Raw genomic sequence first — 14,964 nt, 5'->3', positions numbered from 1 at the left:
AAAATCGGCGACTGCTTTTTATAAATTACTACTAACCAATTCATTAGTAAGCTAAAGCTATCACAACTCAATGTAACAAATATTTTACATTTCAATTTTCACAAAGCGTGTTTGATTTACGTACTACTGCGCAGGGATTAACCAATAAAACGGGCTGATTCGCTTTTAGGAGCGAAACTTGATTTACCGCAGGTTTGAGCTCAAGACTTAGCGGTATGTTAACCGCCTCTGTTCCTACAGTAAGGTATAACAATGACACAAATTAACCGTGAGCGATTAGTGGAGCACTTCTGCGAACTAATCAAAATTGATAGTGAAACTGGCTTTGAAAAAGAAATTGCGGAAACTCTTGCTGAGCAACTTGGTGCAATGGGATTCACTGTTCACAAACTACCAGTGCCAGAGCAGTACACCAACGGCTTCAACGTCTATGCACGTCTAGATGGCAAAATTGAAGATAGCGTCGTACTAAGCTGCCACATGGATACAGTAACGCCAGGTAAAGGCATTGAGCCAGTTATTGAAGACGGTATTATCCGCTCAAAAGGCAACACTATCTTAGGCGGTGATGACAAGTCTGGCATCGCAGCTATCATGGAAGCGGTTCGTTGTATCCAAGCAGAAAACCTTGATCACAAGACCATCGAAATTGCGTTTACTGTTCATGAAGAAGGCGGTCTACACGGCTCAGAACACTTCGATATGAACATGATTCAATCAAATAAAGCAATCGTGCTGGATACCGGTGGTCCTATCGGTACTATCGTTAACTCGGCGCCTGGTCAACAAAAGATCGTTGCAACGATCAAAGGACGCCCTGCACACGCCGGTCTTGCGCCTGAAGAAGGCATCAGTGCAATCAGCGTCGCAGCCGACGCTATTACGCAAATGAAACTGCTGCGTATTGATGAAGAAACCACAGCGAACATCGGTATTGTTGAAGGCGGTAACGCGACTAACATCGTCATGCCAGAGCTAAAAATTGTTGCGGAAGCTCGCTCACTAAACGACGACAAGCTGACTAAGCAAGTAGACCATATGATTGAAACGTTCCAAGCTGCTGCAGCGAAACATGGCGCAGAAGTGGAAATTGAATCTACACGTGCCTACAACGCGTTTGTTCTTGCCGATGATCACCCACACATTGAACAAGTAAAAGCGTCCTTTGCGGCTATCGGTGCAGAACCATTTACTAAGTCAACCGGTGGCGGCAGCGATGCCAACAACTTTAACAAACTAGGTCTGACGACGGTAAACATCTCTACTGGCATGGCTAAAGTGCATACCACAGAAGAGTTCATTGCCATTGATGATATGGTAAAAGTAACAGAGTTTGTTAAGCACTACCTAACACACTAATCTGATTTAAAAGCATCCAAAAAGCCTGATAAGTTAATCTTTATCAGGCTTTTTTTATTGACCTTCCCCCTAGGGTAAGGATTAAGCTTATACCAATCAGGATAAGTAAGTGGTCAGTAAATTGCGCAAGGAAAATCGCTTAGAACTAGGCGCAGATTGCCGCTAACTAGTTATTCTAATTACAAAATCTGCAACAACGTTATCAGCGATTTTAATCAGCAAGAATGATCAAAGATTTATCCTGATTGGTATTAGTGCTCACACTTAGTTAATTGTCATTTTGAGTTGAATTGGTATCCATATGCACGCGACCTCTTTGCGTACAATTTGGTTAGTCTTGCTTACGTCGATGACGCTTATCGCGTCTAGTATGGCGTCGAGCAAAACGCTGATGCCAATTCAAATGCTACAAATGAGTCAATCCACCAGCAGTCACTGCGATGCTGACATGATGCCGAATATGGATATGGCAACCATGTCCCATCATCTCGCTGATGGGCAGAAAACCAGCATTAATATGGATTGCTCAAATGGCAACTCAATGCAGCATGAATGCTGCGATACCACTTGTGTCACCGTATTTGCGACTCTCGCCGACGATCTGGCGAGCTTTACTCCGACATTTGATATCCAAACCTATCCTATTGAGCCAACACGCGATACTGTCGCTATCACAAGCTCACTCTACCGCCCACCCAGCGCTTAACTTTCAATTCATACGTTAGACATTTAGCAGTTCCCCTTACCTGCTACTTACTATCAGCCTGATAGCGCCTCGTCGCATCAGTTAGATCAATATTCCAACCGCTCGCTTAACGATGAGTCAGCAGTTGGTATTTGAAAATGGATTGTAATGTGAAAGCAAAATACAACTTCCTCGCGCTCAGCCTCTGTTTGGCGATTGGCGCACCGGCTTTGGCGCATACAGAACTTGAGTCTCAAGTGATTCACGCTGCGTCGAATTCTTCGTTGCTCGAGTCGACGTTGACTCTAGAGCAGATTATCGCAATTGCTTTACAGCAAGATGCAAGTCGTGACCAATTATTCGCTCAATCCCAAGCGACCTTGAGCGGTGGCAAAGCGAAAGCCACGTTGATGGATCCCTCGGTCAAGTTTGGCTTTGGTGGTGTGCCTGTCGATAGTTTTCGTCTCGATCAAGACCCGATGAGTAACATCTCGTTAGGTGTGATGCAGAAGTTCGACCGTGGCGATACCATCGAGTTACAAACGTCTCAGGCAGAGCAGCAATCTCAAGCAGTACTGCAACAAGCAAAAGCTCGCGAACATGATGTCATCACGACCGTTACCGCGGTTTGGTTAGAACTAGGCTACAACCAAAAAGCGAAATCGCTACTGCTTCAGCAAGAGAAATGGCTCAAACAATTGATTGATAACCAAGACTCTAACTATGCGCTTGGGATTGGTGAATCTCAGGACGTGATTGCCGCGCAACTTAAACTCAGCCAGTTGCAGCAAAAATTAGTGACCAACGCACAGGTGCAGCAAAAATTAACCGCGCAGCTATCAGAATGGTTAGGCAGCGAGTGGCAAACAAAAAATAGTGGTTTGCAGGCTTCGAATCAGCTTGATTGGCATGATTTACAACAGACCTTGGCAGCGCATTCAACCGCACAAGCTCGCTACCAACTGCTAATGCGACATCCAGTGATTCAATCGTTAAATTCCTCGCTAGCAAGCGCGCAAACGCAAGTTTCCATTGCTGAAGAGGCGTATGCACCTCAATTTGGTGTCGAGGTGATGTATGCACATCGTCAAGCCAACAATATGCGCGGAGAGCCAGCGCCTGACATGGTGAGTGCCTATGTCACCTTAGATATCCCACTCTATACCGGTAGCAAGCAAGATAAATCGTTAGAAGCAGCTCAATATCAAGTTGGCGCAACAAAGTCGCAGCGTGATGCGTGGTTGGCTCGAATGGGGGCGCAATTAACCGGGCTTATTTCTGATAGAGATCACCTCCAACAGCGCATCTCCCACTATCAAAGCCATTTACTTAAACAGGCAACAGCGCAGCTAGCAGCCGTTGAGCGAGGCTATCAGAACAATAGCGCTAGCTTTGGTGACATTGTCACGTCATCGTTAACTCAAATAACCATTGAGTTGGAGCTTGAGCGCCTTATTACCGACTTAAACCTCACTAATAACCAAATTGCTAACCTAATTGGCGACTATTCATCTACCAGTATTACCAAAGCAGAGCGCCAGGAGAAATAATAATGAAAACAATCAAAGTTGCTACTGTCGCGCTCGTTGTCGGCGCTTCTTTAGGTTTTGCAGCCAATCAATGGTTTATGCCGAATGCCCATTACATGACAAACACAGCATCAGAATCAAGCGTAGCTTCTGATCAGCCTTTGTATTGGGTCGCACCAATGGATCCCAATTACAAACGTGACAAACCCGGTAAATCACCAATGGGGATGGATCTAATCCCAGTTTACGCTGAGGATGTAAATGGAAGCACTCAAGAGGTTGGCACCGTCACCATCTCGCCTGCGGTAGAGAATAATCTTGGGGTAAAAACGGCTTTCGTCACTAAAAAACCGTTACAACCGGTGATTGATGCGGTTGGTTACATCGCCTTTGATGAAAGTTCGCTGTGGCAAACCAACGTACGCACCAGCGGCTGGGTTGAAAAGCTCTACGTCAATGCCGTGGGTGAAAAAGTCTCTCGTGATGAAGTACTGTTTACCTTCTATTCGCCAGATCTCGTCAAAGCACAACAAGAGTTACTTAATGCCAAGCGCACTGGGCGTAAAACACTCATCCAAGGCGCAAAAGAAAGATTGTCATCACTGGGCGTTGACCAAAAGCAAATTGAGCAAATCTATCGCTCTGGACAAGCTAAACAGCAAGTCGAGATTAAAGCAATTGCTGACGGTGTCATTGCAAATTTAAACATTCGCGAAGGTGCTTACCTATCCCCAGCTCAAACGGTGATTAGTGCGGGTCCACTTGGTCATGTCTGGGTTGATGTGGAACTATTCGAACGTCAATCTCATTGGGTTAAAGCCGGCAGTGAAGCAGAGATGAAGCTTGAAGCATTACCCGGCAAAAATTGGCAAGGTCAAGTTGATTACGTCTACCCTATTCTTGATCCTCAAACTCGTACATTACGCGTACGCCTCAAGTTTGATAATCCCAATGGCGAGCTAAAACCTAACATGTTTGCCAATATCAAACTCAAACCCGTTAGCGATAGCGCCGTTCTAACCATTCCACGTTCAGCAGTGATTCGTTCTGGCGGTATGACTCGTGTGGTTCTTGCATTGGGTGATGGTCAATTCCGTTCGGCACGCATTGAAGTTGGTCGCGAAGCTGGTGAATACATTGAAGTCCTACAAGGGCTAACGGAGCAAGACAACATTGTCACCTCTGCACAATTTATGCTTGATTCAGAATCTAGCCAAAGTGCCGACCTATCACGGATTAATGGTGTTGAGCAGCCAACCGAACGCGCATGGGCATTTGGCACAATTAACGACGTTATGGCCGATCATCGCATGCTTACTATCAACCACCAACCTGTGCCAGAGTGGAATTGGCCCGGCATGGTAATGAACTTTACTTTAGCCGACGGTGTTGAATTGCACGCATTTAAAGCGGGTGATGCGATTGAATTTGAGATGGAAAAAACCGACCAAGGTCAGTATCAAATCACCGAGATTAAACCAGCGGTAGCTGCTCCGAGAGAAATGTGGATAGAGGGTGAGATCACAATGCTGATGGCTGATTTCGGTATGGTCACGCTTTCTCATCAAGCCGTTCCTGAGTGGCAGTGGCAAGCCGGCGAACAAAACTTTTCTGTTAGCGATAACTTTGAGCTTTCACCTTTTAGTGAAGGAGAAAAAGTCCGGTTTCTAGTCGAAAACCAAGCGGGTGAATGGACTCTCAAGCAAATTGAGACCCTAGGAGGCGAACAATGATTAACGCGATTATTCGTTGGTCAATCAACAATCGTTTCTTGGTCTTAGTCGCTTCGGTTTTGCTGACGTTAGGCGGTTTGTATAGTGTGAAAAACACGCCTGTTGATGCAATCCCCGATCTGTCAGACGTACAAGTGATCATCAAAACCAGCTACCCAGGACAAGCACCGCAAGTGGTTGAAGATCAGGTCACCTACCCGCTTACTACTGCGATGCTCGCCGTACCTGGTGCTGAAACGGTACGAGGCTACTCGTTCTTTGGCGACTCCTACGTCTATATTATTTTTAACGATGATACGGATATGTACTGGGCTCGCTCACGAGTATTGGAGTACTTAAGCCAAGTTGCGCCGAATCTACCTGCACAAGCGAAACCCACTCTAGGGCCTGATGCGACTGGTGTGGGCTGGATCTACAGTTATGTCTTACAAGACAAAACGGGTCAACATGACTTAGCAGAGCTGCGTAGCTTACAAGATTGGTTCTTGAAATATGAACTGCAAACCGTTGCGGGCGTTTCAGAGGTTGCGACGGTTGGCGGCATGGTCAAACAGTATCAAGTCCAAATTGATCCTGCCAAACTGCGTGCGTACAACTTAACTCTGCAACAAATCAATGCGGCGATTAACAACGGCAACCAAGAGACCGGTGCCTCAGTGATTGAAGTAGCTGAAGCTGAACATATGGTACGCACCTCAGGCTATCTAACCAGCATTGAAGATCTGCGTGCTCTACCGTTAAAAGTCACCAAGAATGGCACACCATTGTTACTTGGTGACGTGGCTGAAATTAATCTTGGACCACAAATGCGTCGCGGCATCTCAGAGTTTAATGGCGAAGGTGAAGCTGTAGGCGGTGTTATCGTGATGCGCTTTGGCGAGAACGCAAGCCAAGTGATTGATAACGTCAAAGTTAAGCTCGCTGAACTCCAGCGCGGTTTGCCGGAAGGCGTAGAGATCGTCGCGACTTATGATCGCTCTACTCTAATCGACTCAGCCGTCGATAACCTGTGGCAAAAGCTCGCTGAAGAGTTCCTCGTTGTGGCGATCGTTTGTGCCCTGTTTCTCTTCCACATTCGTTCATCCCTAGTCATCGCCATCAGCCTGCCGATTGGTATTTTATCCGCGTTTATCGTCATGCACTGGCAAGGCATTAACGCCAATATCATGTCTCTGGGTGGCATCGCTATTGCCATTGGCGCGATGGTCGATGGCGCTATAGTGATGATCGAAAATGTGCATAAACACATCGAACGGACACCACTCAATGACGAAAATCGCTGGCAGGTGATTGGTAAAGCGGCAGAAGAAGTTGGCGCACCTCTGTTCTTCTCACTGCTTATCATCACGTTAAGCTTCGTTCCGGTGTTTGCACTAGAAGGACAAGAAGGCAAAATGTTTTCGCCGTTGGCTTTCACTAAGACCTACGCCATGGCAGCGGCAGCAGGACTCGCGATTACGCTGGTCCCGGTATTAATGGGCTATTTCGTGCGAGGTAAAATACTCCCTGAACACAAAAACCCGATTAATAAAGGGCTAGTCGCACTCTACCGTCCATTATTAAACTTAAGTCTTCGTTACCCAAAAAGCATGATTGTTTTTGCTTTGGTTCTTTTAGCGTCGTCTTACTACCCGCTCAAACAACTCGGTAGCGAGTTTATTCCCCCTTTGGACGAAGGGGATCTCATGTATATGCCAACCACCTATCCGGGCATTTCAATTGGTAAAGCACGTGAGTTACTACAACAAACCAATAAGCTGATCAAAACCGTACCGGAAGTCGAAACGGTGTGGGGCAAAATTGGACGAGCAGAAACCGCTACCGACCCTGCTCCACTGACAATGATTGAAACCACAATTCAATTAAAGCCTCGTGACCAATGGCGTGAGGGCGTCACTACCGAATCATTGCGCAAAGAATTTGATCAACTGGTGCAATTCCCAGGGCTAACTAACGCATGGGTCATGCCCATCAAAACCCGTATCGATATGTTAGCAACGGGGATCAAAACCCCAATCGGTATCAAAATTGCAGGACCTGACCTCAAGCAGATTGAGAAGATTGGCGCACAAATAGAACCCATTTTGAGCCCTATTAGCGGGACTACATCGGTTTACGCTGAGCGTGTAGCCGGTGGACGTTATGTCACCATCGACATTAAACGTCGCCAAGCCGCGCGTTATGGTCTCAGCATCAAAGACATTCAACAAGTGATTGCCACAGCCGTTGGCGGTATGAAAGTTGGCGAAACCGTTGAAGGTTTAGAGCGTTACCCGATTAACGTTCGCTATCCGCAAGACTACCGCGATTCAGTGGTGAAATTACAAAACCTGCCACTGGTAACGCCGAACGGAGCGCGTATTGCCCTCGCGGATGTTGCTGATGTCCGCTATGAAGATGGTCCACCCATGATCAAAACTGAAAACGCGCGTCCTAACGGTTGGGTGTTCGTTGACATTGAAGGACGAGATCTAGGTTCGTATGTGGTTGAAGCACAGCAAGCTGTCGCCGAACAATTGCAACTACCTGCCGGCTACTCACTCACATGGTCTGGTCAGTATGAGTATATGGAACGTGCCAAGCAGCGCCTATCCGTTGTGGTGCCTATTACCCTCGCGATCATTGTTCTATTGCTGTATATGAGTTTCCGCCGAGTTGGCGAAGTAATGATCATCATGTCTACCCTGCCTCTTGCGATGGTTGGTGGTCTTTGGTTGATGTATGGACTGAAATTTAACTTCTCGATAGCGGTTGGCGTTGGCTTTATTGCCCTCGCCGGCGTCGCGGTAGAGATCGGCGTGATTATGTTGGTTTACCTCAACCAAGCATGGGAACAGCATAAGCAAGATGCCCATGATAACCAGCAAGTACTCTCCAATCGCGAACTTGATGATGCCATTAGCCAAGGTGCCGGATTACGCGTAAGACCCGTGATGATGACGGTTAGCACGGTCATCATTGGTCTAATCCCAATCATGTATGGTCACGGCACAGGCTCCGAGGTGATGCAACGTATCGCAGCACCAATGATTGGCGGTATGGCGTCTGCACTACTGCTGACGTTACTCGTGCTTCCCGCGATTTTTAAACTTTGGAAATTGCATGAGCTCAAGAGACTCAATGCAACAACTATCAAATCAGAAACTACCAATCTGACCACTCACAAACTTGAAAAGGAAATTTAGACAATGACAAAAGCACTGATGATTACTCTTAGCTTGGTTTCAAGCATGGCTTTCGCCGCGAATGATATTAACCACAACAATATGGACCATGGCAACATGGACCACAGCATGATGAATATGTCTGGTATGTCTGCTGTCGGCATGCCAGCCAAAGGAGCAAAAGCCGACAAAGTGGTACACGTTATCTTAAGCGATGACAAACCAATTCAATTTAAGAAGCAGGTCGATATCAAACCCAATGATGTGGTGCAATTTGTGGTGATGAACACCGGTAGCAAAGCTCACGAGTTTGCCATCGGTTCCGAAACCGAACTAGCCAAGCACAGTAAAATGATGCAGAAAATGGCGGGGATGGAGCACGATACGAATAGCTCAATCATCGTTGAAGCTAAAAAAGCGCGCCAATTTACTTGGCATTTCCATGGCGACCATCAAGTGAGCATAGATTGTAATATTAAAGGTCATGACCAACATGGTCAGCCATTACAGTTAGCACTTTAAACAATACAAATCCGCCTGCTAAATGCGAGCGGATTTATACCCAAGTAACCTCAAGGTGCTTGGGTATATACCGAAATTAAATTTGTTCAGCCAATGCTGGCAGAATAAATCGCTTCATCATATTCGTGAGCTGAGGTGTCCTGGTAAAATTTGATGCCGTTTTTACCACGACTAAATCAAGATCTTTGATAACCGCTATCTCTTGTCCGCCCCAACCTCGAGCAAGCACTGCTGTATATTTGTCTTTACCCACATAGTAGTCTTCATGCCACCAAAAATATGTATAACTTGGTCGGTAAGGGTTGGTGGCCGGGTTCATAGAGTCAAGCACCCACTGCTTTTCAATCAACTGCTTACCTTGCCATTTACCTTCGTCCAACATCAACTTACCCAATTTGAGCATATCAAGTGGTCGCATCATCGCACCGCCACCGGTATTCGTTCTACCATCATGCTGTTTTAGCCAATAACTATGTTTAAAACACAGCTCTTTAAAAACACTATTTCGAGCGTAATCCGCGGCAGTGGGTAATTTAGCAATGTTAGCCACTACCTCACCTACTACGGAGACATAGCCACCACTGTATGAGAAGTGTTTGCCCGGTTGGCGAGTTAATTGTCGTCCCAATGTAAAAGCAACACCATCGTCACTGTGCAACTCTTGATGACGGACGTTACTAGGATTTCCGTATGAAGTGCTCCACTCATCCCAATCCAATCCCGCTGCCATGTTCAAGAAATTGGCTAACGTAATTTTGGCTTTACCCTGATCAAAAAGCTCTCGATAGTGAGGTAGATATTCCATGATTGGCCTGTTTACATCCGATAGTTTACCTTCAGTAATCAAGCTACCAATTAATAGTGAGGTGATACTCTTACTAACAGATTGAACTTGGTGTGGGTCATTTCGAGTCCAACTATTAAAATACCTTTCCAGAATCAGACTATTATCTTTATAAATCAACAAACTGTTCTGTTTGCCCCATCCATAGCGGTCTGATTCAATTTGTTCGACTAATTCTGAAAGTCTCTCGGGCAACTCTTTATTGGAATTAGAAACTGTAAACAGATGATCATTGTTACAATGTTGGTGGCTGGAGTGCGAAAAGTTAGTAAAACTCGGGTTGCTAGCATAGATTAACGCTATAGATGGCTCTTCTTGAACGCGCTTAAAATGCCGTAAATCTCCTTCCACCGACTCTACGTAATTGAGAAATTTACCATCTTCCAAATTGGAAAATTTTGCAGAAATGCCAAAATCTGGTAATGAAAAGCCATTTTGGCTGTTGATCTCTAGCTCAAGCGTGCCCCACACGCTGCGCAAAATAACTTTGCCATCTCGTTCGATCACGTAAAAATTTACAGTGGGATCATTTTCTTGCTGGTAGACCCCCGTATATGCATGCGAGCCAATGCTCGTCTTTGCTGTAGCGCTACCTGTTCCAATTAGAATAATGCTGAACAACATTACCAAACGCAAAAAAACATAAGGAAATAAACACTTCATAACAACCAATTTCTCCCGTTTTTTGCCAAAATGAATAAGCTTTATATTGGACTTGTTATAAGAAAAGTGCGTCACTAACAAATAGTACTGCGAAGCGCCTCAAGAATAAACAGCGCCAAGATGACAGTAGAAATAGTGTTGATTTCTTCCGCCTTAAATTAGCGGCCACACAGTTCAATGCCTTGTAGTGATAGATCAATTTTTCTCTGTTTTCCATTGCAGCTATATAGATATAGCTCTCTCGTATCCATCTCATCTCCTAAGGATGTTTCCTCGCCACATCATTGTGGGTTCGCTAATAAAAAAGCACGAAGAACATCATACTGTATGATATTTGGCTGAGCTAGCTATCAAAAATATCATTTAGAAATATCAAAATGACCACTTAGGAAATCTAGTGACAAATATATAAACTCACGCCCGTTACATTGCGGCTTACTTCATGTATATAGCACTTCAGTGCTCCTGTATTTTGCGACTTAGTATGTTTGAATACCTAGCCAACAACAAGGAGGTCACTTTGAATATTCTTATCGTGCATTGTCACCCTGAAGCCAATTCATTTAATGGTTCTATGACAAGAGCCGCACTATCGGCTCTGCAGGCTCAAGGTCATCAAGTTACAGTATCTGATCTGTACGCGCAGAATTTCGACCCAGTTGAGCGCAAAGAACATTACCGAAATAGAGTTGAGCGGCAACGTTTCGATGTACTTTCTGAGCAAAGAAATGCCTATAAAACTAATACACTTGCTGATGATGTGGCATTGGAAATTAAACGCTTAGAGCAGAGTGATTTGGTGATTTTCCAATTCCCTTTGTGGTGGCATCAACAACCCGCGATGTTAAAAGGTTGGTTCGATCGGGTTTTTGTCGGTGGTGGCTTATATACCAGTACCATGCGCTATGATAAGGGCTACTTTAAAGGCAAACGTGCAATATGCTCTGTTACATCAGGAGCACCACTTTCTACGTTTACCACCAATGGTAGAGGGGGTGGCGAAATAGAAGACCTACTCCGTTCAATCAATTTTTCACTGCATTACATGGGCTTTACTGTTCTGCCTCCTTTTCTTGCCACTGAAATTCAAAATAAAGGCTTCACCTATAAAACAGAAGAGCAGTTTAAAGCGGATATACACCAAACGCTGAATGATTGGAGAAACCACGTAAATCAGTTAGCAGATCAAGAACCAATGAAATTCCATGGCTGGAAGGATTGGAATAGCGGCGGAGAGGAAATTCCCCAACAATAATGCATTGATTTAAAGGTACTAACCCCAAACCCAAGCACTCAAATTCAAGGATTATATTTACAAGTATTCTCAGTCACCCAAAGCGACAACTTAGGTGACTGCATAAAATATACTTTGTCGCTTAGCGACTAAAATTAGTGTTTACTGATAACAATCATTACGAAGCGCAACTCTAAAGCCAGTTTCAGTAATACCATTTGGACAAGTGAGTTCTTGCTGACTATCTTCATCCTCTGGGCGAATCGCAAACAACGCTAAAACGTCTTGTTTGAACGCCTCATTAACACGATAAAACGCTTGCTGATGATGTACGCGAATCGTGCCATCGGCATGTCTTAAAAACACCTGATTGTCAGCTCCCACCTCACCACTGCCTTCGCGAATTTGCAAGCAATAGCCTATTGCGTTAGCAAACCCATCTCCACAACTACTATAAGCTGTGACAAGCAATTCAAACTGCTCAATACCTAGTAGCGATAAATCAATTTTTTCTCTGTTTTGCATTACGGCTAGATATAGCTCTCTAGTATCCATCTTCACTCCTGAAATAGAGACACTTTTAATTATTCTGAAGTTTCATTTTCTTTAGAACTAAAAATGCATCGTACTGTATAAAATAGTGATGAACTAGATACTTAATGACACCATTAACTCAAAAAGCATATCAGAAACTCTAACTTACGAGCGAGTTCGAAAATCAGTCGCCTCGTTCATGAGGTTTCCAACAACAACAGCTAAAACAAATAATTAATGCCACAAATAATAAACGAATTTATATTTTCCACGGCGGATTGAGGCGATTTTCACCCGCCCAGTATAGCTTTATTTTATTCCCTGACGGGTCACTTAATACCGCCTCTCGCCATAGATAAGGTTGATCTATCGGTTCTTGATCAAACTCTATGCCTTTACCTTTAAGCGTCATTACCAACTCATCGAGTCTTTCATGTTCAAAATAAATAACGGCTCTGCACTCAATCGCTTTCTTTGCTGGGTCTAAATAAACAGAAAATGTTGCATCGCCATCGGGAAAAGAAAAACGAGCATAATGATCATCTTCAACAATTTGATTTAGCCCAAGAGTTTTGTAAAACATTACCGCTTCTTCGATGTTATCTACAGCCACGATAACTTGATTCATATTCATAAGATTCCATTCCTTAACTAATATACGAATTGTTTGATTACTTACTTATCCTGATTGGTATTATCACCGTGGGGCAAGCTTAAAACCTCAACTTAAATTGAGGTCAAGCCATAGGATTTAAGCAAATGAAATTATCGTACAAAACGTAGCGTATTTGCGAGGAGTGACACATCCACACCTGAAAGCAACATCAAAGTTTGGATAACTAATAAGAATATTGAAAACAACTAGCGACACGTTATGAACTGATACCGTAATTAAGGAACAAAGCAATCAAGTAAATTACATGCTCAAAAGGAACGTTTGTTACATCAAAGACTGAGCAAATTCTCGCATAAGTCGCGCATTGTCAGCCGTCTCTTCATCACCACAAGCGGTACCAAAATAGTCAATCTCTGGAGATGAATAAATCGGCAGTACTTTTTCGGCATACGTCATAACAGTACCTGCGTCCTGACACAATGCACCTCTTGCGTAAGGCTTAATATATTGGTGAAACTCAGGTAACAACTGCCCCTTTAACCAATGTATTGGTTCATCATTATGCCAAGCCCAGGCTAAATGACCTAGCTCATGCTCTAGTATATGTTCTTCTGCATTAGCTGCGAGTAACACAAAACTTTGACTAAAATTTCCATGAGCGCGCCCAGACCAACCGCTTTGAACAAAGGGATGTTCATTTTCCAAAACCAGCACATAATAGCTGCCGAGTTGCTGCAGAGACTGGATCTTACCTTCTTCTAGGCTAACAAGCTTACGATGCAACTTACCTATATCATCCAGATCAGCAAACGCATTGGCATCAACGTAACTGACACTTGCCAATGTTCGTTTCATCGGTACACAAGAATTGGCAAGAATGAGATTCGAATAATCGATATGCTTTTCTAATTTCTCTACTCTCGTTGATTGAGTGATGAAAAAATGCACTGGCGTTTCTACTATCTGCTCAAATTCACATTGTTGAAACGATAGCTCTTCTCCACTTCTCTTGCCGATAAAAAACAGAGCAACAACGCTCAACAATGAACACGCTACTAATATTTTTTGTTTCATAAATCCCTTTTCTCAACCAGAGTTTAAGCCTAGTAATCATAGACTCACTGTTATTCTCAGTTAATATCTATACCAAGCTCTTTACGCTTAGTTTTACTCAAACCTGCTGCTACAATCTGATAAGACTCCGCCAGATAATATTTCAGATCGTCATCTAAACTGCCGGAAGTTTCGATTTGTTGGATCCATTTCATTCCGCGATTCGCAAAATATGGCGCAGGAATATAACCTTCTAAGTCATGAAGAAAATCGTAATTGCGATCTGAGGTTTTAAACGTGAATGCTGGTTTGTTTTCTTTGCTCCACCCGCCAATGGCAAATACCTTACCACCAACTTTCCAAACATGAGAGTTACCCCACTGCACTACATAGCTAGTCGCGGGAAGCTTGCTGCAAAATTCATTAAACTGTTCGTAATTCATAACCACTTAACTCCAAGGAATTTGGTCGAGCATAATCACAGCGACTTATGCATATCTCTATGATATTTTGTAATATCCAAACTCACCGAGTGCGTATTCGCCCATAACTCTAGTTTTTCTTCCGCCTTATTCAAGCTGGTCATAGTGATAGTATTGTCATCCAGTTGCCACAACTGGCGTGAGCCTTGATAACTGAAATGCAGCACTTGCATAGCCGATGCGTTTCCCTGCTCCGCTGCCGCCAAGAGTTGCCTGTTTTTACGATAAATCAAGTTGAGTTCTTGTTTTAAATCCCACACATAAGCCACTTCATACATTTTAGGATGAGACTTGAACTTGATTAAGGTGGTCACTAACCCTGCTGCACTTACAATAACGCCGATCAAGTTCCAATGAAAATGAGAACCTGATGGGTCAGGAAATAGATGTATCAAAAGCTGAGAAACCGCTAAGCTTGAGATCGCCAAAATAGCAATGCAAGTAACTATAGTGATGTTTAAACGTGAGCGATAAAGCTGTTTGTCGATTTTCTTTAACTGCATTTATAATCCGTTATGAGAAAGTGAACATAGGGAAATTTGAGCT

Annotated in this window: 13 protein-coding genes; 7 read left to right on the top strand and 6 right to left on the bottom strand. The window is 44.0% G+C overall.

All coding sequences use genetic code 11. The annotated features are described in order from the left end of the window. Positions 1 to 252: 252 nt before the first annotated feature. From IRQ95_RS03615 to copI, 6 genes are all read left to right on the top strand, one after another. A complete protein-coding gene (locus tag IRQ95_RS03615; protein WP_194435637.1) occupies positions 253 to 1,359 on the top strand; it encodes a M20/M25/M40 family metallo-hydrolase in 1,107 nt (368 codons plus the stop codon). 301 nt (positions 1,360 to 1,660) lie between these two features. Beyond that, entirely contained in the window at positions 1,661 to 2,065 is a 405-nt protein-coding gene (locus tag IRQ95_RS03610) for a hypothetical protein (RefSeq protein ID WP_194435636.1), read from the top strand. Between the two features lie 149 nt (positions 2,066 to 2,214). Further along, positions 2,215 to 3,594, top strand: a complete 1,380-nt coding sequence (locus tag IRQ95_RS03605) for a TolC family protein (RefSeq protein ID WP_348541576.1) — start codon at positions 2,215 to 2,217, stop codon at positions 3,592 to 3,594. Between the two features lie 2 nt (positions 3,595 to 3,596). Beyond that, a complete protein-coding gene (locus IRQ95_RS03600) occupies positions 3,597 to 5,306 on the top strand; it encodes an efflux RND transporter periplasmic adaptor subunit (protein ID WP_194435634.1) in 1,710 nt (569 codons plus the stop codon). Continuing rightward, positions 5,303 to 8,491, top strand: coding sequence for an efflux RND transporter permease subunit (locus IRQ95_RS03595; RefSeq protein WP_194435633.1), 3,189 nt, complete (start codon positions 5,303 to 5,305; stop codon positions 8,489 to 8,491). Before IRQ95_RS03600 ends, IRQ95_RS03595 begins: the two co-directional genes overlap by 4 nt. Positions 8,492 to 8,494: 3 nt before the next feature. Beyond that, a complete protein-coding gene (copI, locus tag IRQ95_RS03590) occupies positions 8,495 to 8,992 on the top strand; it encodes a copper-resistant cuproprotein CopI (RefSeq protein ID WP_194435632.1) in 498 nt (165 codons plus the stop codon). Positions 8,993 to 9,068: 76 nt separating this feature from the next. Here copI and IRQ95_RS03585 read toward each other — a convergent pair whose 3' ends face one another. Next, positions 9,069 to 10,499: a serine hydrolase domain-containing protein gene (locus IRQ95_RS03585; RefSeq protein WP_194435631.1), complete on the bottom strand. Its 1,431-nt coding sequence runs from the start codon at positions 10,497 to 10,499 to the stop codon at positions 9,069 to 9,071. 520 nt (positions 10,500 to 11,019) lie between these two features. Here IRQ95_RS03585 and IRQ95_RS03580 point away from each other — a divergent pair. Next, positions 11,020 to 11,754 carry an NAD(P)H-dependent oxidoreductase gene (locus IRQ95_RS03580; protein WP_194435630.1) on the top strand — a complete coding sequence of 245 codons (735 nt, stop codon included), beginning with the start codon at positions 11,020 to 11,022 and terminating at the stop codon, positions 11,752 to 11,754. Between the two features lie 141 nt (positions 11,755 to 11,895). Here the strand turns inward: IRQ95_RS03580 and IRQ95_RS03575 are convergent, their stop codons facing one another. The 5 genes from IRQ95_RS03575 to IRQ95_RS03555 form a co-directional block, all read right to left on the bottom strand. Beyond that, entirely contained in the window at positions 11,896 to 12,288 is a 393-nt protein-coding gene (locus tag IRQ95_RS03575) for a hypothetical protein (protein ID WP_194435629.1), read from the bottom strand. 238 nt (positions 12,289 to 12,526) lie between these two features. Further along, positions 12,527 to 12,901 carry a VOC family protein gene (locus IRQ95_RS03570; protein ID WP_194435628.1) on the bottom strand — a complete coding sequence of 125 codons (375 nt, stop codon included), beginning with the start codon at positions 12,899 to 12,901 and terminating at the stop codon, positions 12,527 to 12,529. Between the two features lie 306 nt (positions 12,902 to 13,207). Continuing rightward, the gene (locus IRQ95_RS03565; RefSeq protein ID WP_194435627.1) at positions 13,208 to 13,957 is read right to left on the bottom strand and encodes a hypothetical protein; all 750 of its coding nucleotides are present in this window, start codon (positions 13,955 to 13,957) and stop codon (positions 13,208 to 13,210) included. A gap of 56 nt (positions 13,958 to 14,013) precedes the next feature. Beyond that, on the bottom strand, positions 14,014 to 14,379 hold the full coding sequence (locus IRQ95_RS03560) for an MmcQ/YjbR family DNA-binding protein (protein WP_194435626.1): 366 nt from the start codon (positions 14,377 to 14,379) through the stop codon (positions 14,014 to 14,016). 35 nt (positions 14,380 to 14,414) lie between these two features. Continuing rightward, the gene (locus IRQ95_RS03555) at positions 14,415 to 14,921 is read right to left on the bottom strand and encodes a DUF3087 domain-containing protein (RefSeq protein WP_194435625.1); all 507 of its coding nucleotides are present in this window, start codon (positions 14,919 to 14,921) and stop codon (positions 14,415 to 14,417) included. Between the last annotated feature and the right edge of the window lie 43 nt (positions 14,922 to 14,964).

Source organism: Vibrio fluminensis, from assembly GCF_015278125.1.
In the GTDB taxonomy this organism is placed as follows: domain Bacteria; phylum Pseudomonadota; class Gammaproteobacteria; order Enterobacterales; family Vibrionaceae; genus Vibrio; species Vibrio fluminensis.
This window is presented reverse-complemented; position numbering and strand designations above follow the sequence as displayed.

What these genes read in the sequence shown, in the direction of transcription:
- IRQ95_RS03585 (WP_194435631.1), bottom strand. Translation starts at nt 10,499, where the DNA reads ATGAAGTGTTTATTTCCTTATGTTTTTTTGCGTTTGGTAATGTTGTTC.
- IRQ95_RS03565 (WP_194435627.1), bottom strand. Translation starts at nt 13,957, where the DNA reads ATGAAACAAAAAATATTAGTAGCGTGTTCATTGTTGAGCGTTGTTGCT.
- IRQ95_RS03600 (WP_194435634.1), top strand. Translation starts at nt 3,597, where the DNA reads ATGAAAACAATCAAAGTTGCTACTGTCGCGCTCGTTGTCGGCGCTTCT.
- IRQ95_RS03555 (WP_194435625.1), bottom strand. Translation starts at nt 14,921, where the DNA reads ATGCAGTTAAAGAAAATCGACAAACAGCTTTATCGCTCACGTTTAAAC.
- IRQ95_RS03575 (WP_194435629.1), bottom strand. Translation starts at nt 12,288, where the DNA reads ATGGATACTAGAGAGCTATATCTAGCCGTAATGCAAAACAGAGAAAAA.
- IRQ95_RS03570 (WP_194435628.1), bottom strand. Translation starts at nt 12,901, where the DNA reads ATGAATATGAATCAAGTTATCGTGGCTGTAGATAACATCGAAGAAGCG.
- copI (WP_194435632.1), top strand. Translation starts at nt 8,495, where the DNA reads ATGACAAAAGCACTGATGATTACTCTTAGCTTGGTTTCAAGCATGGCT.
- IRQ95_RS03560 (WP_194435626.1), bottom strand. Translation starts at nt 14,379, where the DNA reads ATGAATTACGAACAGTTTAATGAATTTTGCAGCAAGCTTCCCGCGACT.
- IRQ95_RS03615 (WP_194435637.1), top strand. Translation starts at nt 253, where the DNA reads ATGACACAAATTAACCGTGAGCGATTAGTGGAGCACTTCTGCGAACTA.
- IRQ95_RS03610 (WP_194435636.1), top strand. Translation starts at nt 1,661, where the DNA reads ATGCACGCGACCTCTTTGCGTACAATTTGGTTAGTCTTGCTTACGTCG.
- IRQ95_RS03595 (WP_194435633.1), top strand. Translation starts at nt 5,303, where the DNA reads ATGATTAACGCGATTATTCGTTGGTCAATCAACAATCGTTTCTTGGTC.